Source organism: Massilia psychrophila (assembly GCF_002760665.1).
In the GTDB taxonomy this organism is placed as follows: Bacteria; Pseudomonadota; Gammaproteobacteria; order Burkholderiales; family Burkholderiaceae_D; genus JAFCUW01.
On the sequence record NZ_PDOB01000023.1, the window covers coordinates 44,311 to 69,264 of the forward strand.

At 63.5% G+C, this 24,954-nt stretch carries 25 protein-coding genes and 1 pseudogene; 10 read left to right on the top strand and 16 right to left on the bottom strand.

All coding sequences use genetic code 11. The features are described from left to right. Positions 1 to 85 precede the first annotated feature (85 nt). From edd to CR103_RS14400, 6 genes are all read left to right on the top strand, one after another. A complete protein-coding gene (edd, locus tag CR103_RS14375) occupies positions 86 to 2,002 on the top strand; it encodes a phosphogluconate dehydratase (RefSeq protein ID WP_099916661.1) in 1,917 nt (638 codons plus the stop codon). After that, entirely contained in the window at positions 1,999 to 2,622 is a 624-nt protein-coding gene (eda, locus tag CR103_RS14380; protein ID WP_099916662.1) for a bifunctional 4-hydroxy-2-oxoglutarate aldolase/2-dehydro-3-deoxy-phosphogluconate aldolase, read from the top strand. The genes edd and eda overlap by 4 nt, the downstream gene beginning before the upstream one ends. 56 nt (positions 2,623 to 2,678) lie before the next feature. Beyond that, positions 2,679 to 3,176, top strand: a complete 498-nt coding sequence (locus CR103_RS14385) for a Rhs element Vgr protein (RefSeq protein ID WP_099916663.1) — start codon at positions 2,679 to 2,681, stop codon at positions 3,174 to 3,176. A gap of 173 nt (positions 3,177 to 3,349) precedes the next feature. Continuing rightward, entirely contained in the window at positions 3,350 to 3,748 is a 399-nt protein-coding gene (locus tag CR103_RS14390; RefSeq protein ID WP_099916664.1) for a hypothetical protein, read from the top strand. Positions 3,749 to 3,868: 120 nt separating this feature from the next. Then, complete coding sequence (locus CR103_RS14395; RefSeq protein ID WP_143752626.1) at positions 3,869 to 4,384, top strand: hypothetical protein; 516 nt, start codon at positions 3,869 to 3,871, stop codon at positions 4,382 to 4,384. Between the two features lie 46 nt (positions 4,385 to 4,430). Beyond that, entirely contained in the window at positions 4,431 to 4,931 is a 501-nt protein-coding gene (locus tag CR103_RS14400) for an MSMEG_1061 family FMN-dependent PPOX-type flavoprotein (RefSeq protein ID WP_099916666.1), read from the top strand. Between the two features lie 221 nt (positions 4,932 to 5,152). Here the strand turns inward: CR103_RS14400 and CR103_RS14405 are convergent, their stop codons facing one another. From CR103_RS14405 to CR103_RS14445, 10 genes and pseudogenes are all read right to left on the bottom strand, one after another. Continuing rightward, positions 5,153 to 6,646: a PQQ-dependent sugar dehydrogenase gene (locus CR103_RS14405; RefSeq protein WP_143752627.1), complete on the bottom strand. Its 1,494-nt coding sequence runs from the start codon at positions 6,644 to 6,646 to the stop codon at positions 5,153 to 5,155. A gap of 282 nt (positions 6,647 to 6,928) precedes the next feature. After that, a pseudogene (locus tag CR103_RS23435) lies at positions 6,929 to 7,135 on the bottom strand (transposase domain-containing protein); the annotation flags it as partial. Positions 7,136 to 7,328: 193 nt separating this feature from the next. Beyond that, positions 7,329 to 7,463 carry a hypothetical protein gene (locus CR103_RS23865; RefSeq protein ID WP_267874000.1) on the bottom strand — a complete coding sequence of 45 codons (135 nt, stop codon included), beginning with the start codon at positions 7,461 to 7,463 and terminating at the stop codon, positions 7,329 to 7,331. 49 nt (positions 7,464 to 7,512) lie between these two features. Next, positions 7,513 to 8,505, bottom strand: a complete 993-nt coding sequence (locus CR103_RS14415) for a tetratricopeptide repeat protein (RefSeq protein WP_099916668.1) — start codon at positions 8,503 to 8,505, stop codon at positions 7,513 to 7,515. 30 nt (positions 8,506 to 8,535) lie between these two features. Next, entirely contained in the window at positions 8,536 to 9,759 is a 1,224-nt protein-coding gene (locus CR103_RS14420) for an ABC transporter permease (RefSeq protein ID WP_229443078.1), read from the bottom strand. Beyond that, entirely contained in the window at positions 9,756 to 10,523 is a 768-nt protein-coding gene (locus CR103_RS14425; protein WP_099916669.1) for an ABC transporter ATP-binding protein, read from the bottom strand. Before CR103_RS14425 ends, CR103_RS14420 begins: the two co-directional genes overlap by 4 nt. After that, on the bottom strand, positions 10,520 to 11,758 hold the full coding sequence (locus tag CR103_RS14430; protein ID WP_099916670.1) for an efflux RND transporter periplasmic adaptor subunit: 1,239 nt from the start codon (positions 11,756 to 11,758) through the stop codon (positions 10,520 to 10,522). The genes CR103_RS14425 and CR103_RS14430 overlap by 4 nt, the downstream gene beginning before the upstream one ends. Before the next feature lie 138 nt (positions 11,759 to 11,896). After that, the gene (locus tag CR103_RS14435) at positions 11,897 to 12,868 is read right to left on the bottom strand and encodes a GGDEF domain-containing protein (RefSeq protein ID WP_229443091.1); all 972 of its coding nucleotides are present in this window, start codon (positions 12,866 to 12,868) and stop codon (positions 11,897 to 11,899) included. 1 nt (position 12,869) lies between these two features. Next, positions 12,870 to 13,490 (bottom strand): chemotaxis protein CheC, encoded by a 621-nt coding sequence (locus CR103_RS14440; RefSeq protein WP_099916671.1) that lies wholly within the window; start codon positions 13,488 to 13,490, stop codon positions 12,870 to 12,872. Positions 13,491 to 13,492: 2 nt separating this feature from the next. Then, entirely contained in the window at positions 13,493 to 13,858 is a 366-nt protein-coding gene (locus CR103_RS14445; RefSeq protein ID WP_099916672.1) for a response regulator, read from the bottom strand. Positions 13,859 to 14,064: 206 nt separating this feature from the next. Between CR103_RS14445 and rpiA the strand changes: the two genes are divergently transcribed. Then, on the top strand, positions 14,065 to 14,751 hold the full coding sequence (gene rpiA / locus CR103_RS14450; protein WP_099916673.1) for a ribose-5-phosphate isomerase RpiA: 687 nt from the start codon (positions 14,065 to 14,067) through the stop codon (positions 14,749 to 14,751). Positions 14,752 to 14,765: 14 nt separating this feature from the next. Then, the gene (locus tag CR103_RS14455; protein ID WP_099916674.1) at positions 14,766 to 15,083 is read left to right on the top strand and encodes a hypothetical protein; all 318 of its coding nucleotides are present in this window, start codon (positions 14,766 to 14,768) and stop codon (positions 15,081 to 15,083) included. A 43-nt stretch (positions 15,084 to 15,126) separates the two neighbouring features. Here the strand turns inward: CR103_RS14455 and CR103_RS14460 are convergent, their stop codons facing one another. Next, positions 15,127 to 15,399 (bottom strand): oxidative damage protection protein, encoded by a 273-nt coding sequence (locus tag CR103_RS14460; protein WP_099916675.1) that lies wholly within the window; start codon positions 15,397 to 15,399, stop codon positions 15,127 to 15,129. Between the two features lie 37 nt (positions 15,400 to 15,436). Then, positions 15,437 to 16,747, bottom strand: coding sequence for an amino-acid N-acetyltransferase (argA, locus tag CR103_RS14465; protein ID WP_099916676.1), 1,311 nt, complete (start codon positions 16,745 to 16,747; stop codon positions 15,437 to 15,439). 53 nt (positions 16,748 to 16,800) lie between these two features. On the opposite strand from argA, the gene hrpA reads away from it, so the two are divergent. Continuing rightward, positions 16,801 to 20,820, top strand: coding sequence for an ATP-dependent RNA helicase HrpA (hrpA, locus tag CR103_RS14470; protein WP_099916677.1), 4,020 nt, complete (start codon positions 16,801 to 16,803; stop codon positions 20,818 to 20,820). A gap of 70 nt (positions 20,821 to 20,890) precedes the next feature. Here the strand turns inward: hrpA and CR103_RS14475 are convergent, their stop codons facing one another. Further along, a complete protein-coding gene (locus tag CR103_RS14475; RefSeq protein ID WP_099916678.1) occupies positions 20,891 to 21,460 on the bottom strand; it encodes a PRC-barrel domain-containing protein in 570 nt (189 codons plus the stop codon). Between the two features lie 336 nt (positions 21,461 to 21,796). Here CR103_RS14475 and CR103_RS14480 point away from each other — a divergent pair, with 336 nt between their 5' ends. Further along, positions 21,797 to 22,954: an extracellular catalytic domain type 1 short-chain-length polyhydroxyalkanoate depolymerase gene (locus tag CR103_RS14480; RefSeq protein ID WP_099916679.1), complete on the top strand. Its 1,158-nt coding sequence runs from the start codon at positions 21,797 to 21,799 to the stop codon at positions 22,952 to 22,954. Here the strand turns inward: CR103_RS14480 and hepT are convergent. From hepT to CR103_RS23030, 3 genes are all read right to left on the bottom strand, one after another. Beyond that, on the bottom strand, positions 22,931 to 23,386 hold the full coding sequence (hepT, locus tag CR103_RS14485; RefSeq protein WP_099916680.1) for a type VII toxin-antitoxin system HepT family RNase toxin: 456 nt from the start codon (positions 23,384 to 23,386) through the stop codon (positions 22,931 to 22,933). The genes CR103_RS14480 and hepT overlap by 24 nt on opposite strands. Positions 23,387 to 23,421: 35 nt before the next feature. After that, entirely contained in the window at positions 23,422 to 24,687 is a 1,266-nt protein-coding gene (locus tag CR103_RS14490) for a putative Na+/H+ antiporter (RefSeq protein WP_099916681.1), read from the bottom strand. Next, positions 24,684 to 24,954: hypothetical protein (locus tag CR103_RS23030; RefSeq protein ID WP_218968490.1), on the bottom strand; the 271-nt coding region annotated here is incomplete at its 5' end. The genes CR103_RS23030 and CR103_RS14490, both read right to left, overlap by 4 nt.

Sequence of the window (24,954 nt, forward strand, 5' to 3'; positions counted from 1 at the left end):
AGAAGGCGTAAACTGGTGCAAATTGAACAGCAATATCTGTCAAAATTGTAGTAAAATTTCATAAATTAATTTTGAAGGATTGGACATGGTGCTTCATCCGGTAGTTCTGGCGGTGACCGACCGCATCGTCAAGCGCAGCCGCCCGTCGCGCGCGGCCTACCTGGCCCACCTCGACGCCGCCCGCGTCCAGGGCGTGCAGCGCACCGCGCTGTCGTGTACCAACCTGGCCCACGGTTTCGCCGCCTTCCCGGTCGATGACAAGCTCAAGCTCAGGGAGCAAAAAAAACCTTCGGTAGCGATCGTCTCGTCGTACAACGACATGCTGTCGGCCCACCAGCCGTTTGAGTCGTTCCCGAAAATTATCAAGGAAGCGGTGCGCCAGGTCGACGCGGTGGCCCAGTTCGCCGGCGGCGTGCCGGCCATGTGCGACGGCGTCACCCAAGGCCAGCCCGGCATGGAACTGTCGCTGTTTTCACGCGACGCGATTGCCATGGGCACGGCGATTGCGCTGTCGCACAACATGTTCGACGCCGCCCTGTACCTGGGCGTGTGCGACAAGATCGTGCCGGGCCTGTTGATCGGCGCGCTGCATTTCGGCCATCTGCCGGCCGTGTTCGTGCCGGCCGGCCCAATGACGAGCGGCATGTCGAACAAGGAAAAAGCCCGCATCCGCCAGCTGTACGCCCAGGGCAAGGCGACGCGTGAAGAACTGCTCGAGTGCGAGTCGGCGTCCTACCACGGCGCCGGCACCTGCACGTTCTACGGCACCGCCAACAGCAACCAGATGCTGATGGAAATCATGGGCCTGCACCTGCCGGGCGCCGCCTTCATTACCCCCGGCACGCCGCTGCGCGATGCGCTGACCGCCGCCGCCGCCCAGCGCGCGGTGGCAATATCCCAGCAGAACGGCAATTACACGCCGGTTGGCCACATCGTCGACGAGAAATGCATCGTCAACGCGGTGGTCGGCTTGCTGGCCACCGGCGGCTCGACCAACCACACCTTGCACCTGGTGGCGATCGCCAAAGCCGCCGGCATCGTCATCGACTGGGACGACTTCGACGAGCTGTCGGCGATCATCCCGATGCTGACCCGGATCTACCCGAACGGCGACGCCGACGTCAACCACTTCAACGCCGCCGGCGGTCCCGGCTTCGTGATCCGCGAACTGCTGGACGCCGGCCTGCTGCACGACGACGTCACCACCATCCTCGGCCGCGGCCTGCGCAAGCACTGCATGGAACCCTTCCTCGACGCCGACAAGGTCGTCTGGAAGCCGGTGCCCGAAGTAACGGCCGACGACAGCGTGCTGCGCCCGGCCAGCGCGCCGTTCGCCAAAGACGGCGGCATGATCCTGGTGTCGGGCAACCTGGGGCGTGCGGTGATGAAAGTTTCGGCCGTCAAGCAAGAGCACCGCATCGTCGAAGCGCCGGCGCTGACGTTCGACTCGCAGGAAGACTTCATGCACGCCTACCAGGCCGGCCGCCTCGACCGCGATTTCGTCGCGGTGCTGCGGTTCCAGGGACCGCGCGCCAACGGCATGCCGGAACTGCACGCGTTGACGCCGGCGCTGTCGAACCTGCAGGACGCCGGCCGCCGTGTCGCGCTGGTGACGGACGGGCGCATGTCCGGCGCGTCGGGCAAGGTGCCGGCGGCGATCCACGTGTCGCCCGAGATCCTCGCCGGCGGTCCGCTCGGCCTGGTGCGCGACGGCGACATCATCCGCCTCGACGCCAGCGCCGGCACGCTCAACGCGCTGGTGCCTCTGGAAGTGTGGCAGGCCCGCTCGCAGGCGACGGCCGACCTGTCGTCGTCCCACATCGGCATGGGACGCGAGCTGTTTTCCATGTTTCGCAATAACATCAGCGAAGCGGAGAAGGGCGCCACCACTTTCCCGCTGCCGTCGCCGATTCCCACCATTGTGCCGCTGCATGAGAGCTCCGATGTCAACGACATCGTGCCCGGCTCGGACGAAGACTTCCTGATAAAGACCTCAAAATGACCATGACCCTGCTCGACATCATGCGCTCGGCGCGCGTCATCCCCGTCATCGCCATCGACGATCCGGAACACGCCGTGCCGCTGGCACGCGCGCTGGTCGCCGGCGGCATCTGCGTGCTCGAAGTGACCTTACGCACCGCGCATGGCCTGGCGGCGATCCGCGCGATGGCCGCAGTAGCGGGCGCGATCGTTGGCGTCGGCACCCTGACCCAGGCGGCCGAATTTGCCGCCGCGCGCGACGCCGGCGCCGTGTTCGGCGTCTCGCCGGGACTGACGCCGGCGCTGATCGAGGCCGCCCGCAAGAGCGGCCTGCCGCTGCTGCCGGGGGTGATGACGCCGTCCGAAGTGCTGGCCGCACGCGAAGCGGGATTTCGCGAACTCAAATTGTTCCCGGCGGTGCCGGCCGGCGGCGTCGGCATGCTTAACGCGATTGCCGGCCCGCTCCCGGACGTGACGTTCTGTCCGACCGGCGGCATCTCGATCGATACCGCGGCGCAGTTCCTGGCCTGCAAAAACGTCGCCTGCGTCGGCGGCTCATGGCTCACCCCCAAGGATGCGCTGCAGGCCGGCGACTGGGCCCGCATCACCGCACTGGCGAAGGCAGCGGCGGCGCTGCGCTAGGCCGAGCTTGGGCTGGTCACATGGCAAGCCGGGCGCTTACCGCAGGCGAGGTGGCAATGGCATCGGCCCTGTTCGGCGCCGCCATCGACTATGCCAGGGTGCGCATCCACAACCGGCGCTACCTGCCGTTCCAACCGAAAAATTGCGCGATGGCGCCGAACGGGCGGCTGTATTTTCACCGCTCGTGTTTTCTCGACGACTTCGCTTGCGGCGGTCCCCACCTTCGACACTGGTTCATGCACGAGATGGTGCACGTCTGGCAACACCAGCTCGGCTATCCGGTACGGCTGCGCGGCGCCGTGCGCATCGGGCTCGATTACCGCTACCGCTTGCGCGCCGGCGCGACCCTGGCCGACTTCAACATGGAAGCGCAAGGCGACCTGCTGGCCGATTATTTCGTCCTCAAATTTCTCGGCAATCCGGGCGCCATGCGTTGGGTTGATAACGCCGGCAACTTGTCCTTGTTCGAGGCAGTGTTGGTTGATTTTTTGGCTGCCCCGGCCAGCCGGGCGAACCTGCCACGCATGTTGCCGCACTTATTTTGGCGACGCTAGCCGCGCCAGGGGATCTAGCTAAAAAATTTTGGCCAAATGTCCATCGTCCGGTTGACCTTGGATGGCAGACTATTGACGGGACGGTGTATGGCAAGCCTTCGTAACCGGCGTTTCGAAAGCGTATTTGATCGCCAGACGCAAAAGTACGGCATTTATTGCAGGACTCAATGCCAATGCAGGGCACAAAAACCCGCATGGCTGAGATAGCGCTGGAATGGGCTACGCGCAAGCCGTATGGTATTTGCCTGGACGCAAGATTGCCTTTGGTACTTGAAACCGCCCCCTTTCGATATGAAGGCGACTTGCACGCCCTTGATGGACACGAACTCTTCGGCAAAGGTGAATGTGTGGATATCATCAAGGCACTTGTACCGGAGCCGACAGGCGTTAATACTCAACGGTGGGCGGCAGGGGCGATGGTAAAAGACGTACCTTACTTGCGGTGTGGTACGGTGCAAATGATGCCGTCGCTGGCGATGCCATGTTATCCCTGCCGAGCTGACAAGGTTTTCGAGCATGCACTGGCGCCACGCGACCTTGCCGCGATCCCGGCGCGGGCGTTTCCACGCTGATTGCGATAAATCTTGACGCGCTGGCGATTGATTGCCCGGTTTGCGCGGCATCAAACCGAGTCGGGCTGCAACACGTACGCTTGAAGTTTGCTTCACGCAATTTTCTGGCGACGACATTCCATGGTGTTCCAAATATTTCCCTCTTTGTGCATGCTGCTGGCGGCTGCCTGGGCCACTGCGGCGCCGGCGCCGCGCACTGGCGAAGCGGCGGTGCGCGAGGCCAGCAACGGCGTGCCTTGCTTCACCATTGCCGAGCGCGAAGAGCAGTTGGGCGGCGCGCCCGATTTTGAGTCCGTTACCGTCTACGATGCTTCGGCCCGGCCGCGCACCAGGATGTGGACGATGTCAATGCCGTCGACCCGGACCTTCCCGGTGTTGTTCAGCATGTGCATCCCGTACGCCGGCAGGGTGCAATCGCTGCCGCAGACCAAGGCGGCAATGCTCGAGGCCGGCAAGGTCTACGAAGTCGTCATCGACGTCAGGGGCGGCCAAGGCCCGGCCACCCGCAGCCGGCCGCGCGGCTATGGCGCCAGGTTCTGCCTGGCGAAGCAGCGCGACGGCACCGTAATCGTGCATCACATCGGGGTGGACGCGCAGGAAGGGCGGAATTTGTACGGTTGCGTGGTGCAAAAATAAGGATATAGCGCACAATGCACGCTGTCGATATCTCTTGTAACCAGCAATGGATTTTAATTTTCCTGACGACGGCCGTATCGCCGACTTCGAAACCCTCGAGCAACTGTTTGGCAAGCCCGTGCTTACCGCGCGGCAGGAATCCGATCGGCTGCACGCGCGGTTCCGCGACTTTGTCGAAGGCGCACCTTTTATGATTCTTGCCACCACCGGCGCGAACGGGCTGGACGCTTCTGCCAAGGGCGACGCTGGCGGCTTCGTGCGCGTGCTCGACGACAAGACCTTATTGATTCCCGAGCGCGGCGGTAACGGGCGCAACGACAGCGTGCGCAACATTGTCGGCGATCCGCGCGTCGCCTTGACGTTCTTAATTCCCGGCAACAATGACCTGCTGAGGGTCAATGGCCGCGCTTTCGTCAGCGTGGCGCCTGATCTGCTCGAACAATTTGACAGGCTGCCGCGCTGCGTGATCGTCGTGAGCGTCGACGAGGTGTTTTCCCAGTGCTCACGGGCGGTTGAACAGTCGAAGCTGTGGGCTTCAAATTGTTAATACTGCCGTCCGTGATAGCAACGCCAATCAGTATTGTGCTTAGCGTCCCGTCATAGAGCAGGTCGAACCGGCTGACCCGACAGTCGTCACCGTGACGCCAATGCAGCATTGAGACGATACTCCTTCGTCTGGCGGCGGGCAGCTCCCGCGGTCGCCTGCATCCTTACATCATAAAGACGCAGGCCCCGGTTTCAAGAGCCCCCCGGTATAGCGATGCCTGGTTAGCGCTGTCCGGGCACCAATTTCATGACCACGCCTGTTTTGCCAAGCAGCGTGCCAGTACCACTGGCCAACACGTACAGCTCGCCCCGCGCATCCTGGCCGAAGCCCAGCACCGCTAAATCGAACGGATTGCGGTTGCTTGGGACGAGACTCTCGACACGCTGATTCCTCCCCAACACGAATAGATTACCGCGCGGCGACGGCGTACCCCTGCCGGCATAGTCGCCGAACACGTACTGATCGCGCAGCTGACGAAGCTTGTTGCCGCGGTAGACGTAGCCGCCGATGACCGCGACGCGGGTCACGTTTCCTCCCACACTGTCTGCGTGATCGTACTGGGCGATCGGATCGATGAGCGTGGCCGGCATACCCGGACTGTCGCGATACACGAAGCCCGGAGCAGTCGGTCCGGCGGTGTTGAACAGGAACGTACCTTCCTTGATACGCCAGCCGTAGTTCCCGCCTGCCGTCACGACATCGATTTCCTCGATCGCATTTTGACCGACGTCGCCCGCGATGACGTGGCCATCCCGGTCGATAGACATCCGAAACGGGTTACGGAAGCCATAGGCAAAAATTTCGTCGGCACCGGTTTTGCTGACGAAAGGATTGTCGGGTGGAATCCCGTATTTGCCATTGGCCGAGTTCCGTCCGAGCGGGTCGATGCGCAATATCTTGCCGAGCACATTTCCGGGCGCAAGGCTCTGCGCATTGCCTTCAGGCGCGTGGCCGACGCCCTCGTCGTCAGCGCCGCCGCCATCGCCGAGGGACACGTAGAGCATCTGGTCAGCGCCGAACGCCAGCGCGCCACCGTTGTGGTTGAATTGGGGCTTGTCGATGCGCAACAGCTCGCGCGCGCTCGTCAAGTCAACCGAGTTGTTGCGCTCGCCAGGACGCTTGACCCGCCACTCGGTAACCACGCTCTGGCAGTTCGGCGCCACGCCCTGCGGCATCGTGCTGAAGTCGGGATTATTTTTCACCGGCTGCGATGTAAAGGTATAGAACAGTCCGTTGAACTTGAACTGTGGGTGGAAGGCAATACCCAGCAGGCCGCGTTCGTCATATTTCCCTGGCCCCAAGCCCAGCGGCGCGATCAGTAGCTTGCTCACGTCCAGAAACAATTCTGGCTGTCGCGAGCCGCTGCCTCGACCGCTGTTGTCGTCATCATTATCTTTATCTTTATCATCATTATCATTATCAGCATCATCGTGATCCTCACGATCGCCGGTGCGAAAGCGCCAGACCTGGCCGATTTGGTCAGCCACGTAGAGATGGCGGCGATCGCCTGGCGCCGCAGCTGTGGCTACCGGCGAAACGAGGCCGGACATAACTGTTTCCAGGGCAACCTTCAGGGGGCTTTGCGGTATCAAGGCTGGTATTGGGTCGGCCAGGGGCACAGGCTGCTGTGCCCCTGCACTGGAATAGGCGGTTGCGACGGCAATTCCGGCAACTCCTTGAATCAACATTCGGGTGATCATACGAATTTTCATCATGTGCTTTCCTCTTGGCTAATTGGCTAATAACAAGAATTTCGGTTAATTTCGCGGATGTAGCTGAAGACTCGGCTAATTTAGCTCGTTTGAATTTGATCTGTATCAAATATCTCGTCAAGCCCCTCACCGCGGAGGAGTAACGTTTAGCAGTTAGCGGTAAGCCAGTGCCATTGTTTTTGCGGTCGTGGGTAAGCGTGCTACTCAGCACCGTCTTGAGTTTGCCATGGCGTTGCCAGATGATGTAATCGCACCGCTGGGAAGCGGCGTATCAGGAGCTTGCGTGAGCTGAGCTGGGCAGTTCCATGGCAGGAAGTCGTCAACGCGGTTGACGGGATGGTCGGCGATACAAATCACCACATGGCGCGGCGAGGCTTCGGGGTAAAAGCCGTTGAGCTTGGCGGTGCCGATCAACCGGTAGATCGCGCCAACGCGTTCGCCGCGACGACCGACGGTAACACCGCGCAACGCCCGCTCGGTGACCGAGTGATCTCGATCAGTCCATCTTGAGCTCGACCAATGTCAAGCCATTCTTCTGAGCGGGGCGGTTGTCTAAGCGAGCAGCAAAATTGGCAGGGCGGTTTCAAGTGCCAGGCGCAGACTTCGTTTGTGGGTTGATCGATTGATTCTGTCAACATTACACCAGAAAAAAAGTCATTTTTCGACTATCTTGTCGGTCCTCGTTTTATTGTTCCGGCCGCCCGGCGAAAAGATGCCATGCCAGCATTTCGCCTGCGCTGGCCTTGTCGGACGCGGCGTGCAGGTGGATCGTCGCTTGCATCGACGGATGCCGGTTCCACGACGGCGGGAAGGTAGGCACGCCGACATCGGCACGATCGAAATATCAGGTAATTCCCGTAACATCGTGTTCATCCTCCGGCCTTGGTCTTCAGCGCTTTCAACTGGTCTTCCGCATCCGCCTTCATTTTCGGCGACATCGCCCCTTTGAATGCCAGCGCCTTTTCGTACGCCGCCGTCGCTTTTGCCTTCTCGCCCAGCGCCTGCTGCGACTGGCCGATGCGGTACCAGGTGCTGGGGCGCGGGTTCATCAGGGTCACTTGTTCCATGGTGGCAAGGGCTTCGCGGTGCTTGCCCTGTTCCTGCTGCAACCGCGCCAGGCCGTATAGCGCGCCGTCGCTGTCCGGATGGCGCTTGAAGGCCTCGCGCAACATGCGCTCGCTGTCGGCGAAACGCTTGTCGCTCAGGTATTTGTTGCCGAGGTTGACCATCAGGTCGCGCTGACCTTCGGCAACCGCCTCGTTGCTACTGGTGGGCATCGCCAGCACCGCCGCTTCAGCCTTGTCCAGCTTGTCGTCGGAGGCGTCGAGCCGCGCCAGCATCAGCTTGCCGCCGTCCGGGTTGATGCTGGCGGTCTGCGCCGCCAGCACTTTGGCCTTGCCGCTGCCGCCGCCGACGATTGCCGGAGCCTGCATGTAATATTGCAGCAGCGAAAAGCGCGCCTCCATGTTGTGCGGATCGAGTTCGACCGCTTTCTTGAAGGCGTCGCGGATGGTGCCGGCGTAGCCCATCGCCGACATGATGCCGTTCGACATCGCCTTGGCGCCGAGGGCGTTGCCCAGCGTCAGGTGGCAATTCGACAGCTGCGGGTGAACGCTGACGCATGCTTCGCCCAGTTTGACCGCTTCCTCGAATCGGCCTGCCGCCCCGCTGGCAAGGATGGCTTCCGCTTTCGCCACCAGGGCATCAACGTTGGCCGGATCCTGCGCCAGCTTTGCGCTGGCAATACGCTCGACGTCGGCAAATTTGCGCGTTTTCAGCAGCGCGGAATAGTCGTTGGCCGCTGCCTGCGCGGATAACAGCAGGCAGAATGCGGCGCAAGCGCCGGTAAAGATCGATTTCATGGGTTCTCCATTCAAATTGAAATAGCGCGCTTATTCATAGCGCAGGCAGTCGACCGGCAGCAGTTTCGACGCGCGCCGGGCTGGATAAAAGCCGAAAAACACGCCAACCAGGCTGGAAAAGCCGCAGGCGACGACAATCGCCTCGGCGGTGATAAAGACGTCGAACTTGCCGGTGGCGGTGATGCCGGCCGCGCAGCCGGCGGCAATGGCGATGCCGACCACACCGCCGGCCAGGCAGATCGCCACCGCTTCGGTGAGAAACTGCAGCAGCACGTCGCGCGGCTTGGCGCCGATTGCCATGCGAATGCCGATCTCGCGGGTACGTTCGGTGACCGATACCAGCATGATGTTCATGATGCCGATGCCGCCGACGACCAGCGAGATGGCGCCGATCATCCCCAGCAGCAGGGCAATGCCGGCGCTGATTTTCGCTGCCGTCTCGGCGAACGAGGCGACGTTCTCGACGCGGAAGTCGTCGGGCGCGTCGACCTTGATGCGGTGGCGGTCGCGCAGCACCTCCTTGATGTCTTCGATGGCGTCGAGCAGGCTCTGGCCCGACTTGCCCTGGGTGGCGATGTAATGCACATTGTCGGGGAAGGGGGTGCGCACCAAGTTGGCGCGTGCCGCCGTGATCGGCACGATCACCAGGTCGGCCAGGTTGCCGCCGTCGATCTGCTTGCCTTCGCCGTGCAACACGCCGACCACCTGGAAGGAAATGTTCTCGATGCGAATGCTTTTGCCCAGGGGATCGGCCTTGTAGAAGAACTGATCGGCCACCTTCTGGCCGATCACCACCATGCGGGCCGCCGCGCGCACATCGGCCTCGCTGAAGCTGCTGCCCAGTTCCAGCTTCCAGCCACGGATCTTGAACATCTCCGGCGTCACGCCGAAGACCATCGCGTTCGCCGTTTCGTTGCCGGCGGTAAGTTTGAAACTGCCTTGCAGCGCCGGCGCCGAACCGGTCAGACTGCCGAGCGAGTTGAGGGCGCGGGCATCGGCGAAGGTCAGCGCCGGCGCGGCGTTGGCGCGCAGCCGCCGTTCTTCGGTTCGATTGCCGCCGGGGAAAACGTACAGCATGTTGGTGCCGAGCGCCTCGAGTTCCTTGCCGATGAAGCGTTGCATGCTGTCGCCCAGCGCCAGCAGCAACGTCACCGACGTGATGCCGATGGTGATGCCGAGCATGGTGAGCACTGTGCGCAGTCGGTTCGCGCCCATCGAACGGAATGCTTCGACGCTGACCTGGAAGAAATTCATGGCGGGTTCTCCTGTTCCTGTCCCTGCTCCCGTGCATGCTTTTCGTGGCTCAACGCCATCTGACGCAAGCCTTCGGCGGCCGGGCCGTCATAGATTACGCGGCCGTCTTTCAAGCGCATCAGGCGCCTGCTGTAGGCGGCGATGTCGGGCTCGTGGGTGACCAGCAAAATGGTAATGCCGCGGTCGAAGTTGAGTTGCTGGAATGAGCGCATGATCTCTTCGCTGGTCTGGGTGTCGAGGTTGCCGGTCGGCTCGTCGGCCAGGATCAGCGGCGGGTCACCGACCAGCGCGCGGGCGATGGCGACGCGCTGCTGCTGGCCGCCGGACAGCTGGTTCGGCGTGCGTTTGGCGTAGTCAAGCAGGCCGACGCGCTCGAGCTCGGCTAGCGCCTTGGCGTGCGCCTTGCCGCGCGCGACGCCCGCGTAGATCAGCGGCAGCGCGACGTTTTCGGCCACGCTCATCCGCTTGATCAGGTTGAAGCTCTGGAACACGAAGCCGATCGTGCGGTTGCGGATCATCGCCAGTTCGGCGCGCGACAGGGTCAGTGTGTCGATACCGTCAAGCAGGTAAGTGCCGCTGGTGGCCTGGTCGAGGCAGCCGAAAATGTTCATCAGGGTCGATTTGCCCGAGCCGGACTGCCCCATCACGGCAAGGAAGTCACCGCGCGACACTTGCAGGTCGATGCCGAACAGCACCTTCGTTTCCACGCTACCCGAAAAATAACTCTTGCTGACGGCGCGGATATCGATCAGCGGCCCTGTCATTCCGGCTTGTCCTGGGCGATCAGGCTGCGGGTGACAACCTTGTCGCCCTTCTTCAGGTCGCCGCTGACCACTTCGGTAAAGCGGAAGTTCGACAGCCCGATCTTGATATCGACCGGCACCGCCTGGTTTTTGGCGTCAAGCTTGTAAATTTTGAACTGGCGCGCCGCTTCGTTCTTGCTGTGGAACGACAGGTCGTCGTCCTCGGCCGCCACGGGCACGGCGGGTTCGGCGGGGGCGCCAGGCGCGGCCCGGTTCGCCTTTCCTTTATCTGCCTTCTGTTTTTTCAGTTCTTTCTCCGCTTCCTCGTCCGACAGCCGGAAGCGCAGCGCCGCGGTCGGGATGCGCATCACGTTTTCGCGGTTGGCCACCACCAGCCGCACCTGCGCCGTCATGCCGGGTTTCAGCAATTCCTGCTTGTTCTCGACATCGAGCACGACGTTGTAGGTGACGACGTTGGCAACCACGTTGGCGGCGAGGCGGAACTGGCGCGTGCTGGCGTCGAATTCGCGGTCGGGGTAGGCGTCGACGACAAAGCGGGCCGCCTGGCCGTCCTTCAACGCGCCGACGTCGGCTTCCGAGACGCTGGTGTCGATCTGCATCTTGGTCAGGTCGCGCGCGATCTGGAACAGGTTCGGCGTGGTGAACGACGCCGCCACGGTCTGGCCAAGGTCGATGGTGCGCTTGATGACGACGCCGTCGATCGGGGCGCGGATCACGCTGTTGTCGAGGTCAGCCTGGGAACGCGCCAGTTGCGCTTCGGCCAGCTTGACGTTGGCGCTGGCGACGTCGAGTTCGCGGCGCGACTGGTCCAGCGTCAGCGCCGAAATGTAGTTCTGGCCGACCAGGCGTTGATTGCGTTCGAAATTAGCCTGGGCCAGCCGCATCGAGGCCTGGGCCGAAGCGACGCTGGCCTCGACCTGGCGGATCTGGGCGTTGAAGATGGTCGGGTCGAGCTTGAGCAGCACCTGGCCTTTTTTTACGTGGTCGTTGAAGTCGGCCTTCAGTTCGACCACGGTGCCCGATACCTGCGAGCCGACGTTGATCAACGCCACCGGGTTGATGGTGCCGGTCGCGTTGACGGTCTGGGTCAGGTTGCCGATGTCGACGGCGACGGTGCGGTATTTCGATGCAGGCAGCGGCTTTTCTTTTTTGCTGTACAGCCAGGCGGCGGCGGCGGCGGCGGCCAACACCAGTCCGAGCGCCAGCACTACCCGTTTTTTCGTGAGTATTTTCATCGTTATCCACACTTGAGCCCGGTGAAGCGCCGTGGCGCGATATCGAGAGTGTGCGATAACTTTGCAATTACTGCAACATGCATACATGTTGAGGAGGGCGGCGATGGGCTGGCCTAGCGGCCCGCGGATTCACGCAGACTACGGGTTTTCGATCACCACCTGGTTGCGTCCATGCCGCTTGGCGGTGTACAGGGCGCGGTCGGCGGCGCCGATCAGCGCGGCCACTTCGACCGGCTGGTGCGGCGCCTGCGTCGCCACGCCGATGCTGACGGTGATGCGCTGCGAACCGTGACCGCCCGGCGCGCCGGCATGCGGAATCGCCAGTTGCGCGATGCGCTGGCGCAAGCTTTCGGCGACCCTGGCGCCGCTGGCGCTGTCCATGTCGGGCAGGATCACGACGAACTCCTCGCCGCCGTAGCGCGCGATCAGGTCCTGCGGGCGCTGCAGCATGGCCGCCAGCGCGCCGGCCACCCTGATCAGGGTGTCGTCGCCCTGCTGGTGGCCGTAGTGATCGTTGTAAGCCTTGAAGAAATCGATGTCGATCATCAGCATCGTCAGCGCGATCGCCGAGCGCTTGGCGCGCCGCTGTTCCTTCTCCATCGCCAAATCGAAATGGCGGCGGTTGGCGATGCCGGTCAGGCCGTCCGAAAACGTCTGCGAGCGCAGTTCGAGCGCCTGGTCGCGCAACAGCCGTTCGCGGTGCACCGCCGCGCTGACGTCGCTGACCTGGATCAGGCAATGGCGCGCGGCGCCGGTCACCGCTAACGGCGTCACCGCCACCGCCTGCTGGATGCGCACACCGCTGGTGCGCGCCGCGTGGTTGGCGAACAGGGGGATCGGCGCCTTGTGCAAGGTTTGCGACAGCACCGCCGGAAAATTGTCGCGCAGCGCCTGCAGCACGGCGTTGTCGAGGCGCTTGCCCCTCAGCTCAGGAAACACGGCAAAGAAATCGCGTCCCACCACCATGCCCGCTTCGTGGCCGGAATGACGGCTCATCCAGTGGTTCCACAAGACCACCCGGCGTTGGTGGTCGAGCACCACCGCACCGAGGTCGATGACGCCGAACACGCTGTCGAGCATGCCCGGATGAATCGTTGCAACAGCGTCCATGTCAGCCCCTGCCTTCGATTTTGGCGAGGAAACGGTCGACCTGCGCTTGCAGGTCATCCAGCGCGCTGAGGTCGAGGATGAACGCGACATAACCGTGGATCTGGTGGGTTTCGAGGATGAAGTCGATATGCAGCATCAGCACCACGGTGTCGGCCTGGCCGCCGGTGGCGCTGAGGATGTCTTCGCTGCTGCCCAGGTGGTACAGCGGCAGCGAGCCGCGCAATTCGTGCTCGAACAGGTTGGCCAGTGTGCCGACGCACGAGTTCAGGATGATGTTGCCGATCTCGCTCATCGCCTCCTGTTCCATCTCGCTCAACTCGGTGAACGGCACCGCCTCGCCGACCATCAGGCGGACGATGTCGAGACTCTTGTCTTCGGGGAACATGAGAATCGCTTCGGTCGTAAACGCGCCCTCATAATGCTGGCTGACGCCGCACACGCGCTGGCCGTCGGTGTGTCCGAGCATGGCGGCGGCGTCGGCGCGGTTGAGGAAGCGGATCGACGGCACCGACATCGTCACTTCTTCACTGACGATCTCGCTCATCGCCCTGGCGGCCTGGCCGACGCCGATATTGAAAATTTCGACCAGCGCATCGTGCTGCAGTTCGCTGAGCTCGAGCATGCTTATTCCAACGCGCCCAACAGGGCGTGGATGCGCTCCTCCGTGATCGGCTTTTCCATGAAGCCGATACCCATCTGGGAAGCGCGGTTGCGGGTGGTGTTCTGGACGTTGGCGGTGACGAGCGAGATGTGCGCGTGCGGGCACATGACGCGCAGGTGGCCGGCGGCGGCCAGCCCGCCCATGCCCGGCATGTTGACGTCGACCAGGATCAGCACCGGCGACATCGCCTGCGCCATCTCGAGCGCCTGCTCGCCGGTTGCCGCTTCCTCGACCAGCCAGCCGGGTTGCCTGGCGAGGATGAACTGGCGCGCCATCATGCGGGAGACACGGCTGTCGTCGACCACGAGGACGGTTTTGGAATCGTTCATTTCTGGTTCCCTCTGATTAACTTAAGGCGTAGGACATTGTCCCATGGTTCCATTTGGAAATTTTCCAAAAAGGAATACTGTTTGCGCTGGCGCGCGCTGGTGCGTCTTTACATTTGCTGTCCGACAAAGGTATTTATGGTTGCCAGGCGGTCGCGCTACGGTTGATCCGTTAAAATGTCGGCATTCTTCTCTCACTTCCCGAATTCATGACCCAAGACGAACTCAAGCAAGCGGTAGCCGTGGCGGCCATTCACTACGTCGTCGACGGTGAAATCATCGGCGTCGGCACCGGCTCGACCGCCAATTTCTTCATCGACGAGCTGGCAAAGATCAAACACCGCATCAAGGGCACAGTGGCGTCGTCGGAAGCGACAGCTGCGCGCCTGCGCGGTCACGGCATCGACGTGTTCGACCTCAATGAGGTAACCTCAATTGCGGTCTACATCGATGGCGCCGACGAGATCACCGCGAGCGGCGCGATGATCAAGGGCGGCGGCGCGGCGCTGACGCGCGAAAAAATTGTCGCGTCGGTGTCGGGCAAGTTCATCTGCATCGCCGACGGCTCCAAGCTGGTCGAGGTGATGGGCAAGTTTCCCCTGCCGGTCGAGGTATTGCCGATGGCGCGCGCGGCCGTGATGCGCAAGCTGACCGCCCTCGGCGGCCAGCCGAAGCTGCGTACGATGCGCACCAACGCCGGTAGCGACCAGGCCTTCATTACCGACAACGGCGGCGAGATCATCGACGTGGCGGGCCTGGCCATCCTTGATCCGGTGGCGCTCGAGCGGGAAATCAACCAGGTGCCCGGCGTAATCGCGGTCGGCCTGTTCGCGCTACGCGGCGCCGACGTCTGCCTGCTGGGCACCGGCGACGGCGTCAAAACGCTTACTTTTTGATTCAAGGAGCACTGATGAGGCGATTGGCCTTGCTGGTGGCGTGCGCGTCCTTGCTGGGCGCCTGTGCGATCGTGAAATCCCCAACCGCGCCGATGGCGCCGGCGCCATCGGTCGCGCAGGCGGCACCGGCCCAGCTGATCGAGCGCATCGCGTTCCGGCCGGGGATATCGTCGGTGACGGTCGAAAAACTCGGCAAGCTTCAGGCGTGCTCGAGCAACGAGGGGGCGGGGCTGGTGACGGAGCCGGGCCCAGTCGAGGTCTACAGGATGGTGTGCAGCAGCGGCAAGGTGTTCATGGCGCGCTGTGAATTGAGGCAGTGCAGGGCGATGTGATCTAAGTCGTCGCCGCATGCGCGGCGACGACTTCGTTTGCTAATTACTCCGCCGGCGGCACATACCCCATGGCCGCATCGGCGCCTTCGCCGAAAAAATGTTTTTCCATCTGCGCCGCCAGGTACTTGCGGGCGCGCAGGTCGGCCAGGTTCAGGCGGTTTTCGTTGACCAGCATGGTCTGGTGCTTGAGCCACGCGGCCCAAGCCTCTTTCGACACCTGCTCGTAAATTCGTTTGCCCAGCTCGCCCGGATACGGCGGGAAGTCGAGCCCTTCGGCCTCTTTGTTCAGTTTGATGCAATGGACGGTGCGGGCCATGTGTGCTCCTAGGGAGGGATAGTAGGGGAAAGCGTGATTATAAAGGCTTGATCAGGACCTGGGATTTGCGCTGCCAGTTGTACATGTGCTGGCGGTCCTTCGGCAGCGCATCGACCGTGGCCGGCACGAAGCCGCGCTTCTGGAACCAGTGCGAGGTGCGGGTGGTCAGCACGAACAGCTTGGTGAAGCCGGCGGCGCGCGCGCGGTTTTCGATGTGGCGCAGGATGCGTTCGCCGTCGCCCTGGGTCTGCACCTCGGGATTGACGGTCAGGCAGGCCATTTCGGCCATCTTGGCCGAAGGGAAGGGGTACAGCGCGGCACAGCCGAAGATCACGCCATCGTGCTCGATCACCGAAAAATTGTCGATCTCGCGCTCGATCAGTTCGCGCCCGCGCTTGACCAGCGTGCCGTCGGCCTCGAGCGGCTCGATCAGCTTGATGATGCCGCCGACGTCGTCGATGTTCGCCTTGCGCAGGCTTTCGAGGTTTTCGTGGCTGATCATGGTGCCCACGCCGTCGTGGGTGAACAGTTCGAGCAGGGCCGAGCCGTCCATCGCGAACGGCACGATGTGGGCGCGGTCGACGCCGCTGCTGCAGGCCTTGATCGCGTGTTGCAGGTAATAGGCGGCGTCGGCCGGCAGGAAGCCGGCTTGCAGCACCGCTTCGGCCTGGTGCGACGACAGTTCGCGGATTTCAAGGCCGGCCGCATCCTGCATCATCGGCGTTTCGCTGATGAAGATCAGCTTGTCGGCCTGCAGGGCGACGGCGGCCGACGTGGCGACGTCTTCCATCGTCAGGTTGAAGACTTCGCCGGTCGGCGAAAAGCCCAGCGGCGACAGCAGCACCACGCTGTCGGTGGCCAGGATCGGGTGGATCGTCTCGGCCGCCACCTTGCGGGTGACGCCGGTCAGCTCGAGGTCGACGCCGTCGATTACGCCAAGCGGGCGCGCTGTGACGAAATTACCCGAGATAATACGGATGGCGGCATTCGACATCGGCGTGTTCGGCAAGCCCTGGCTGAAGGCCGCTTCGATGTCCAGGCGCAGTTCGCCGGCCGCTTCCTTCGCGCACTCGAGCGCGGCGATGTCGGTGATGCGGATGCCGTTGTGGAAGCGGCCCTCGACGTTTCGCAGCGCCAGTTGCTCGGCCACTTGCGGGCGCGAGCCGTGGACGATGACGACGCGGATGCCGAGAGCAACCAGCAGCGACAAATCCTGGGCCAGCACGGTCAGCGCGCCGGCCATCACCAGTTCACCGGGGAAGGCAACGACGAAGGTCTTGCCGCGGAATGCGTGGATGTACGGCGCGACTGAGCGCAGCCATTGGACGAATTGGGTAGGGGTTTCCATTTGCCGCATTATAATTCGCTGCGCGACTTGCGCGCTAAATACATGTAAAAACAATGTCAGAACAAAGTAACAAGGGTTTGCCCGCCACACCGCCGCCAATTTCCGCGCCGACCGATTCACCGGTCGCGCCGCCCGCGCCGCACAAGCCGCGCCAGCCGCAGGCGCCCCGCGAACCACGATCGCCACGGCCACCGCGCGAAGCATTGCGCACGCCGCTGCCTCCGATTACCTTCCCCGAGGACTTGCCGGTGTCGGGGCGGCGCGGCGACATCGCCACCGCGATCCTCGAGAACCAGGTCATCATCGTGTCGGGCGAGACCGGCTCCGGCAAGACCACCCAGCTGCCGAAGATCTGCCTCGAACTCGGGCGCGGCCAGAAGGGCATGATCGGCCATACCCAGCCGCGCCGGATCGCCGCATCGTCGACTGCCAAGCGCATCGCCCAGGAACTCGGCTCGCCCCTCGGCGTGCACGTCGGCTTCAAGGTGCGCTTCACCGACACGCTGCAGCCGGGCGCCTCGGTCAAGCTGATGACCGACGGTATCTTGCTGGCCGAAACCCAGACCGACCCGCTGCTCAAGAACTACGACACCATCATCATCGACGAGGCGCACGAACGCAGCCTGAACATCGATTTCCTGCTTGGCTACCTGAAGCAGCTGCTGCCGCGCCGGCCCGACCTGAAGGTGATCATCACGTCGGCCACGATCGACGCCGACCGCTTCGCGCGCCACTTCGGCGTTGGCGGCAAGCTCGCGCCGGTGATCGAAGTGTCGGGCCGGCTGTACCAGGTCGAAGTGCGCTACCGCCCGGTCGAGCGCGAACAGGTGCTGACCGGCGCTCCCGACACCGGCAAGCCGGCGCCAAAGGCGCAGGCGGCACGCGAAAAACGCGACCTGATGGACGCAGTGGTCGACGGCGTCGATGAACTGTGCCGGCTAGGTTCCGGCGACGTGCTGGTGTTCCTGCCGGGCGAGCGCGAGATCCGCGATTGCGCCGAGGCGCTGCGCAAGCACCATCCGCCGCACGTCGAGATACTGCCGCTGTTCGCCCGCCTGTCGGTCGAGGAGCAGGAACGCGTTTTCAAAATCAGCAATGCGCGCCGCATCGTGTTGGCCACTAACGTCGCCGAAACGTCGCTCACCGTGCCGGGCATCCGTTACGTCGTCGACGCCGGTCTTGCGCGCGTAAAACGCTACAGTTTTCGCAACAAGGTCGAGCAATTGCAGGTCGAGCCGATCGCGCAGTCGGCGGCCAACCAGCGCGCCGGGCGCTGCGGGCGCGTCGCCGACGGCGTCTGCATCCGGCTCTACGAAGAGCAGGACTTCCTGCAGCGGCCCAAATTTACCGAGCCGGAAATTTTGCGCTCGTCGCTGGCGGCGGTCATCCTGCGCATGAAGGCGCTGCACCTGACGGACGTCGAAACGTTCCCATTTATCGAGCCGCCGCAAGGGCGCGCGATCGCCGACGGCTACCAGCTGCTGCAGGAAGTGGGCGCGGTCGACGACGTCAATGGGTTGACGCCGCTCGGCCACAAGCTGGCCAAGCTGCCGCTCGATCCGCGTGTCGGGCGCATGATTTTGGCCGCGCTGGAGAACGCCTGTCTCACCGAGATGCTGGTCATCGCCTCGGCGCTGTCGGTGCAGGACCCGCGCGACCGGCCGATGGAGCACCAGCAGGCGGCCGACGAAGCGCACAAGAAGTTCGCCGACGAGAAGTCGGAGTTCCTCACCTACATAAAAATATGGCGCTGGTTCGAAACCGCGATCGAGCACAAGAAAACCAACCGCCAGTTGCAGGAAACGTGCCGCGCCAATTTTTTGTCGCAGGTGCGATTGCGCGAGTGGCGCGACGTCCATTCGCAACTGCTCACCATCGTCAAGGAACAGGGCTGGCGGCTCAACGAACTGCCGGCCACCTACGAGAACCTGCACACGGCGCTGCTCACGGGCCTGTTGGGAAACATCGGCTTCAAAGGCGAGGACGAACCCGGCGCCGGGTATCTGGGCGCGCGCGGCATCCGGTTCCACATCTGGCCCGGCTCGTCGCTGCTGAAAAAGCCCGGCAAGTGGGTGATGGCGGCCGAACTGGTCGACACCACGCGGCTGTACGCGCGCTGCGTGGCGCAGATCGCCCCCGAGTGGGTCGAGCGCGTCGGCGCCCACCTGCTGAAAAAATCGTGGGGCGAGCCGCGCTGGGAAAAGCGCGCCGCCCAGGTCACCGCGTCGGAAAAGGCCACCTTGTATGGCCTGGTGGTGTACAGCCAGCGCCGCATCCACTACGGCCAGTTCAATCCCTTCGAGGCGCGTTCGATCTTCATCCAGGAAGCGCTGGTGGGCGGCGACTACGACACGCGCGCGCCGTTTTTCGACCACAACCACAAGCTGATCAAGGAGATCGAAAACCTCGAACACAAGTCGCGCCGGCTCGACGTGCTGGTCGACGACCACCTGATCGCGGCATTCTACGACAAGCTGATCCCCGCCGACGTGGTGAATGGCGCCGGCTTCGAAAAATGGCACAAGGACATCACGCGCGACAATCCGAAGCTGCTGTTCCTCAACCGCGAAGAGCTGATGCGGCACGAGGCGGCCGGCGTCACCACCGAGCTGTTCCCGAAAACGCTGACGGTCACCGGCATCGAGATGGGATTGACGTACCACTTCGAGCCGGGCAGCCTGCGCGACGGCGTCACCCTGTCGGTGCCGCTGTTCGCGCTCAACCAGCTGCCGCGCGAGCGCGCCGAGTGGGTGGTGCCGGGCATGGTGAAGGAGAAGGTGCACCTGCTTTTAAAGTCGCTGCCGCAAAAACTGCGCCGCCATTGCGTGCCGCTGCCCGATTTTGCGGCGCGCTTTTGCGAGCGCATGTTCGATGCCGGCCTGTTCGGCCGCGGCGACCTGTTAGATGCCATCATCGCCGACGTTCGCACCCGCACCGGCCTGGCGGTAATGAGCACCGACTTCAAGCTCGAAACCCTGCCGGCCCATCACTTCATGAATTTCAAGGTGATCGACGAGCATGGCCGCCAGCTCGACATGGGCCGCAACCTGGCCAACCTGCAGGCCGAATTCGGCGGCCAGGCGCGCCAGAGTTTCCAGAAACTGGCCGAGGCGACGACCCAGGCGGCGCCGTTGGCGGCTGCGGCCCCTGCCGGCAAAGCCAAAAGCGCCGCGCCTGGCGCTGTTGGTACTGCTGGCGTAGCGTCGGCCGCGCCGAAGGCCAGCGCCCATATCGGCCTGACCGCGTGGACGTTCGGCGAATTGCCCGAGCTGCTCGAAATCGTGCAGGGCAAGCTGACCCTGATCGGCTTTCCGGCGCTGGTCGACAAGGGGACCCATTGCGACCTCGAAGTGTTCGACGACCCGGCAGTGGCGTCGCGCACCCACCGCATCGGCCTGCGCCGCCTGTTCGCGCTGCAACTGAAGGAACAGCTCAAGTTCGTCGAGAAAAACATCCCCGCCATGCAGCAGATGGGCATGCAGTTCATGGCGATGGGTTCGCAGGAAGAGTTGCGCGAGCAGATCATCCAGAAGGCGATCGACATCGCCTGCCTGCAGGATCCCTTGCCTGGCGATGCAGCTTCGTTCAACCAGCGCAAGGACGAGGGCAAGTCACGCCTGGGCTTGCTGGTCAATGAAATCGCGCGGCTGGTGTCGCTGGTGCTCACCGAGTTCCACGGTTTGCCGAAGAAGCTGCAGGGCGTGCAGCCGCAGGCGGCAGCCGACATGCAGGCGCAGTTGCAAGCCCTGGTCCACAAGCGTTTCGTGACCGAGACGGAGTTCAATCAGCTGGCGCATTTCCCGCGCTACCTGAAGGCGGTCAACGTGCGGATCGAAAAGCTGCGTGCCGACCCGGTGCGCGATGCGAAATCGATGGCCGAGTGGAACGGCGCGGCCAGCCAGTTCCTGCGCATCTCGAAGGTGCAGGCCGGTAAAAACACCGACCCCCGCATGACCGAGTTCCGCTGGATGCTGGAAGAGCTGCGGGTGTCGCTGTTCGCCCAGGAATTGCGCACGCCGATGCCGGTGTCGGCCAAGCGCCTGCAAAAGGTGTGGGAGTCGATGCAGCGGTGATGGGAGGGCTTGATTGAACCGGCGCCTGAGGCGTAGCAAAGCGTCGCAGCACTTTACCGTGCGCGACTGTTCATTCCGGTCCCGTTGCTGCTTCCCCTAATGCTGCCTTGTCGAGGGTGGATTCAGTTTCGTCCATCGAGCCTGCATGCCCGGCGCCCATGCTGGCCGCGCCGGCTCCCATGAGGGCGCCGCCCACCATGGCGCCCGCCATATTCGTGCCCGTGCTTGCGCTGCGCGACGGGGCGGTGCCGTAGAATGTGTTGACCTGGTTGGCCCAGCTGGCATCGGTCATGTCGGGCCAGGCGTCGGCGTCGAAGCCGGGCGCCGACTGCAGCCGCTCTTTGTCGACATCGAGCACGAAGCGCTTGTTGACGGTGTCGAGCTGCAGCGCCTGCCACGGCACGGCGAACAATTTTTCACCCGCCCCGAGCATGCCGCCGAAGGCCAGCACCGCGTAGGCGACCTGGCCGTTGCGCATGTCGATCATGATTTCCTTGATGTCGCCGAGGCTGTCTTGCTCGGCGTTGATGACGTCTTCGCCCAGCAAGGTGTCGGCGCCCATCAGCGCAGGCCCCGGGCCCCGTGAGCCGCTGGCGCCCTGTTGGTACATGCCGTACTTGTCCCTGTTTAAAAAAGTCACGATTGATCTCCTCATATGATGGGGTGCGTCGCCTGTGCGTCGCTCCGCGTCTCCTAAGATAAGGCGCGCTTTGCGCTGTCTTTTGATCCGCATCAATCGTGTGGAAGCGGTGAGAAAGCGATTGCCTCCCAGAATTCGTTGCGTTTTTGTCCTATGCGCGCTACCGCACAGATGGGCAATTGTGCCGTAGCTATTCTGGTACAAAACACGGAGGCTTCCCATAATGTTCGTCACAGCGCGCTGCAACAACGCCGGCCCATTGGCCAAATCGATCCCGACCCGCTCGTTCGCGGCGTACCTGTTTGCGTGCCTCAATACGCCGCTCACCAGGCTCCGATGGTAAAAGCAAGTAGCCTCTTCCTGCGCAGTCTGCTGCGAGCGGGAAACAAGCAGCAGCGTTCGGTCGCCCGCGCGATCGGCACCCTGCTGGTGCCGCCCAAGCCCAAACCGAAGCGAAAAGCGAAGCCCAGGCTGACGCCAAAGGCGGTCACGGTTGCGACCAGCACTGCTCCGCTCAAGTCAAAGCCCGCCCATCCCATGGTGGCGGCCCGTGCCGAAGGCAAATGGCTCGCTTCCCACTATGCGGGCTCGAGCGGCGGCAATCCCATGCGCATGCGGCGCCTGGGCTATTGGTTGTATCTTCCCGACCGATCGCCGGCGCAAACGGTGGCCGCACCAAGCCTGCCGCTGATCGTGATGCTGCATGGCTGCGACCAGACCGCGACCTCGTTTGCCGCTGGAACCCGGATGAATCAGTTGGCCGACAGCGCCGGCTGCGCGGTGGTGTATCCCCAGCAGGCGCTCGGCACCCATCCTCGCCGCTGCTGGAAATGGTACGACCGTGCCACCCAGCAGGGCGGCGGCGACGTGCCGCTGATCGTCGGCATCATCCACCAGGTAAGTGCCGCGTATCCGATCGACCGCTCGCGCATCTATATTTGCGGCATGTCGGCCGGTGCCGGCATGGCCAACATCGTCGCGCTCAACCATCCCGAGCTGTTCGCCGCCCTGGGCCTGCACTCAGGGCCAATTTTCGGCGCCGGCCACAGCACCATCGGCGCGCTGGGGGTGATGCAGCACGGCGCCGGCGCGCGCGTTGATGGCGCGATCGAGGAAATGCTCGACAAGCGAACGGTGTCCGGGTCCGGCGCCGTGTTCCCGCCGCTGCCAACCATCCTGATCCAGGGCGAGGATGACCATGTGGTGCGTCCCATCAACCAGATCCAGCTGGCGCGCCAGGCGATGCTGGTCAACGCGTTGCCGGCCGACAGCGTTGAAAAGCTCGCGCTCAAGCCCGGTAACAGGCGCCGCCACGGCTATCAGCTGCGCGACGTCTACCGCGGCCGCAAGGTGATGCTGCGGGTCGCGCGCATCGCCGAACTCAAGCATGCGTGGAGCGGCGGCGACGGCAAGGTGGCGTTCAATTCCGGGCGCGGGCCGGAAGCGGGCAAGATGATGCTCGATTTCTTTTCACGCCACCGGCGCAGCGCCTGAAGCGCCGGCTTCGCTGTTCTCTTTCGCTTCGCGCGTCACCAGCGCCAGCGCGAACGCCTGCAGGCCGTCGAGTCCGCGCTTGACGACGGTCACCAGGGCCGGCAGCGGCGCGGCCTGGTAATCGAATTCGGCGCGGCAAAATTCGCTGGTGCGCTTGAGGTCTTCGGCCAGCGCCGCATCGATCCAGCCGCCCGCGGCCAGCAGGGTGAACACTTCGCGCTCGTCGCCAGGGGTGCCCAGCGCATGGGTGCCGATCACTTCGTCGCCCATTTCGACCGCCGCCTCCCACGCCCGCAGCACGTTGAGCGTGGCGGCGTCGCGCCGCGTGATGTCGCCGAAAAAGGTGATCGGGTCCTTGTCGTATTCTTCGCGCGCGCGAGCGACGCAGTGGGCGATCATCACCATCTTGCTGGCCAGGACAGGGTCGTTCATGCTGCCTCCGCGGGACTCGAATATGTAGCGTAACTTTATTGCAGAAACATGGCCGCCGCAACCGCTGTCGGTGCCAGCGCGCCAAGGAGCAGGCCGAGCGCGCCGATCGATTCGTCGTTGAAGCCGCGCCGCAACAGCGCCACGCCGGCCGGATTGGGCGCATTCGCAATCACGGTCAGTCCGCCGCCGGCCACCGCCCCGGCCATCAGCATATACTTTTCGTCGTCGCCGAGGCCGGAAATGAGCGAACCGAGATAGGTCAGGGCGGCGTTGTCGGTAATTGCAGTCAGTCCCAGCGCGCCGAAAAACAGTGCCGTCGGGCCGAGGCTGGACACCAGCGGCTGCAGCCACCATTGCTGCATGCCGCCCAGCACCACCAGTCCGGCCAGGAAAAAGCCGACCAGTAAACCTTCCTTCAGGATCAGCGGATCCTGGTAGCGCGCGTAGGCCTGGGTAAAACCGAGGAACAGCAAAAACAGGCCGATGAACAGCACCGGATGGTGGGCCAGCATCACCACCGCGGCGAGGAAACCGAGGTGGATCAGCGCGACCAGGCGCGGCATGCGCGGCACCAGCTCGGGCGGCGCGGCGTCGGCCGCCGCCGCGTAGGGCGGCGCGTCGACGTGGTGGCGCAGCAGCAGGCTGATGCCGGTGGCGTTGATGACCACCGCCACCGCCGCCTTCCAGCCGAAATGGCTGGCCATGAAGGCGCTGTCCCAGCCCCAGGCGCCGGCCACCATCAGCACCGGAGGCGCGGCGTACGAGGTGAGGGTGCCGCCGATCGAAACGTTGACGAACAACACGCCAAGGGCGCCGTATTTAAGCCACTCGGGAATGCTAGGACGAAAAATTTGCGGCGCCAGCACCAGCGCCGCCAGGGTCATTGCCGCCGGCTCGGTGATGAGCGAGCCGATCAGCGGCACCAGTGCCAGGCCGAGCCACACCAGCGCCAGCTCGGTGCGCACCGGCGCCATCCGCGCCAGCCCCGCGAGCCCGGCGCGCACGCTCTCGAGCACCGGCTTCGATGCGGCCACCACCATCACCACGAACACGAACAGCGGCTCGGTGTAGTGGCGCGATTCGGCGTACTCGAGCGCCGTCTTGCCGCCCGCCAGCAGCGCCATCGCCAGCACCAGCACGAAGGCCCAGAAACCGAATACGACTTCGACTTCGCCCAGCAGGTGGAACAACCCGGCGTGGCGCGGATGGCGGCGCGCCAGCACGCCGAACGTCTTGACGGCGAATGTGTGGATCAGGGCGCAGCCGAACAGGACGGCGCCGACTAGTTGCATGGTGGTCATGCGTGCATCTGCCTGACGCAGCAAAGGCGCAGGATGGGGCGGGCGCCGGGCACGAGCAAGGCGGAACAAGCAAATGTCATTCGGTAACCATGAGTAAGAGGATGCCCATTATCCACTTTTAATGGAACAGGCAGGGTCGATGGCTCCGTCGCGTTGTTCGGCAAAAGACGGAATTTTCCAGAAATGGAATCTCCCCCTTCAAACTGGACGGACTTGTGCTGCGAACGCATAAAATTGGTCGGCGAATGACCTTGTATCGGCGCCGCA

What these genes read in the sequence shown, in the direction of transcription:
- CR103_RS14430 (WP_099916670.1), bottom strand. Translation starts at nt 11,758, where the DNA reads ATGAAAATACTCACGAAAAAACGGGTAGTGCTGGCGCTCGGACTGGTG.
- argA (WP_099916676.1), bottom strand. Translation starts at nt 16,747, where the DNA reads ATGGAAACCCCTACCCAATTCGTCCAATGGCTGCGCTCAGTCGCGCCG.
- CR103_RS14445 (WP_099916672.1), bottom strand. Translation starts at nt 13,858, where the DNA reads ATGAACGATTCCAAAACCGTCCTCGTGGTCGACGACAGCCGTGTCTCC.
- CR103_RS14490 (WP_099916681.1), bottom strand. Translation starts at nt 24,687, where the DNA reads ATGACCACCATGCAACTAGTCGGCGCCGTCCTGTTCGGCTGCGCCCTG.
- edd (WP_099916661.1), top strand. Translation starts at nt 86, where the DNA reads ATGGTGCTTCATCCGGTAGTTCTGGCGGTGACCGACCGCATCGTCAAG.
- CR103_RS14405 (WP_143752627.1), bottom strand. Translation starts at nt 6,646, where the DNA reads ATGATGAAAATTCGTATGATCACCCGAATGTTGATTCAAGGAGTTGCC.
- CR103_RS14455 (WP_099916674.1), top strand. Translation starts at nt 14,766, where the DNA reads ATGAGGCGATTGGCCTTGCTGGTGGCGTGCGCGTCCTTGCTGGGCGCC.
- CR103_RS14400 (WP_099916666.1), top strand. Translation starts at nt 4,431, where the DNA reads ATGGATTTTAATTTTCCTGACGACGGCCGTATCGCCGACTTCGAAACC.
- CR103_RS14435 (WP_229443091.1), bottom strand. Translation starts at nt 12,868, where the DNA reads ATGGACGCTGTTGCAACGATTCATCCGGGCATGCTCGACAGCGTGTTC.
- CR103_RS14440 (WP_099916671.1), bottom strand. Translation starts at nt 13,490, where the DNA reads ATGCTCGAGCTCAGCGAACTGCAGCACGATGCGCTGGTCGAAATTTTC.
- CR103_RS14390 (WP_099916664.1), top strand. Translation starts at nt 3,350, where the DNA reads ATGCAGGGCACAAAAACCCGCATGGCTGAGATAGCGCTGGAATGGGCT.
- CR103_RS14420 (WP_229443078.1), bottom strand. Translation starts at nt 9,759, where the DNA reads ATGAATTTCTTCCAGGTCAGCGTCGAAGCATTCCGTTCGATGGGCGCG.
- CR103_RS14385 (WP_099916663.1), top strand. Translation starts at nt 2,679, where the DNA reads ATGGCATCGGCCCTGTTCGGCGCCGCCATCGACTATGCCAGGGTGCGC.
- CR103_RS14395 (WP_143752626.1), top strand. Translation starts at nt 3,869, where the DNA reads ATGGTGTTCCAAATATTTCCCTCTTTGTGCATGCTGCTGGCGGCTGCC.
- hrpA (WP_099916677.1), top strand. Translation starts at nt 16,801, where the DNA reads ATGTCAGAACAAAGTAACAAGGGTTTGCCCGCCACACCGCCGCCAATT.
- hepT (WP_099916680.1), bottom strand. Translation starts at nt 23,386, where the DNA reads ATGAACGACCCTGTCCTGGCCAGCAAGATGGTGATGATCGCCCACTGC.
- CR103_RS14415 (WP_099916668.1), bottom strand. Translation starts at nt 8,505, where the DNA reads ATGAAATCGATCTTTACCGGCGCTTGCGCCGCATTCTGCCTGCTGTTA.
- CR103_RS14460 (WP_099916675.1), bottom strand. Translation starts at nt 15,399, where the DNA reads ATGGCCCGCACCGTCCATTGCATCAAACTGAACAAAGAGGCCGAAGGG.
- CR103_RS14425 (WP_099916669.1), bottom strand. Translation starts at nt 10,523, where the DNA reads ATGACAGGGCCGCTGATCGATATCCGCGCCGTCAGCAAGAGTTATTTT.
- CR103_RS14480 (WP_099916679.1), top strand. Translation starts at nt 21,797, where the DNA reads ATGGTAAAAGCAAGTAGCCTCTTCCTGCGCAGTCTGCTGCGAGCGGGA.
- eda (WP_099916662.1), top strand. Translation starts at nt 1,999, where the DNA reads ATGACCATGACCCTGCTCGACATCATGCGCTCGGCGCGCGTCATCCCC.
- rpiA (WP_099916673.1), top strand. Translation starts at nt 14,065, where the DNA reads ATGACCCAAGACGAACTCAAGCAAGCGGTAGCCGTGGCGGCCATTCAC.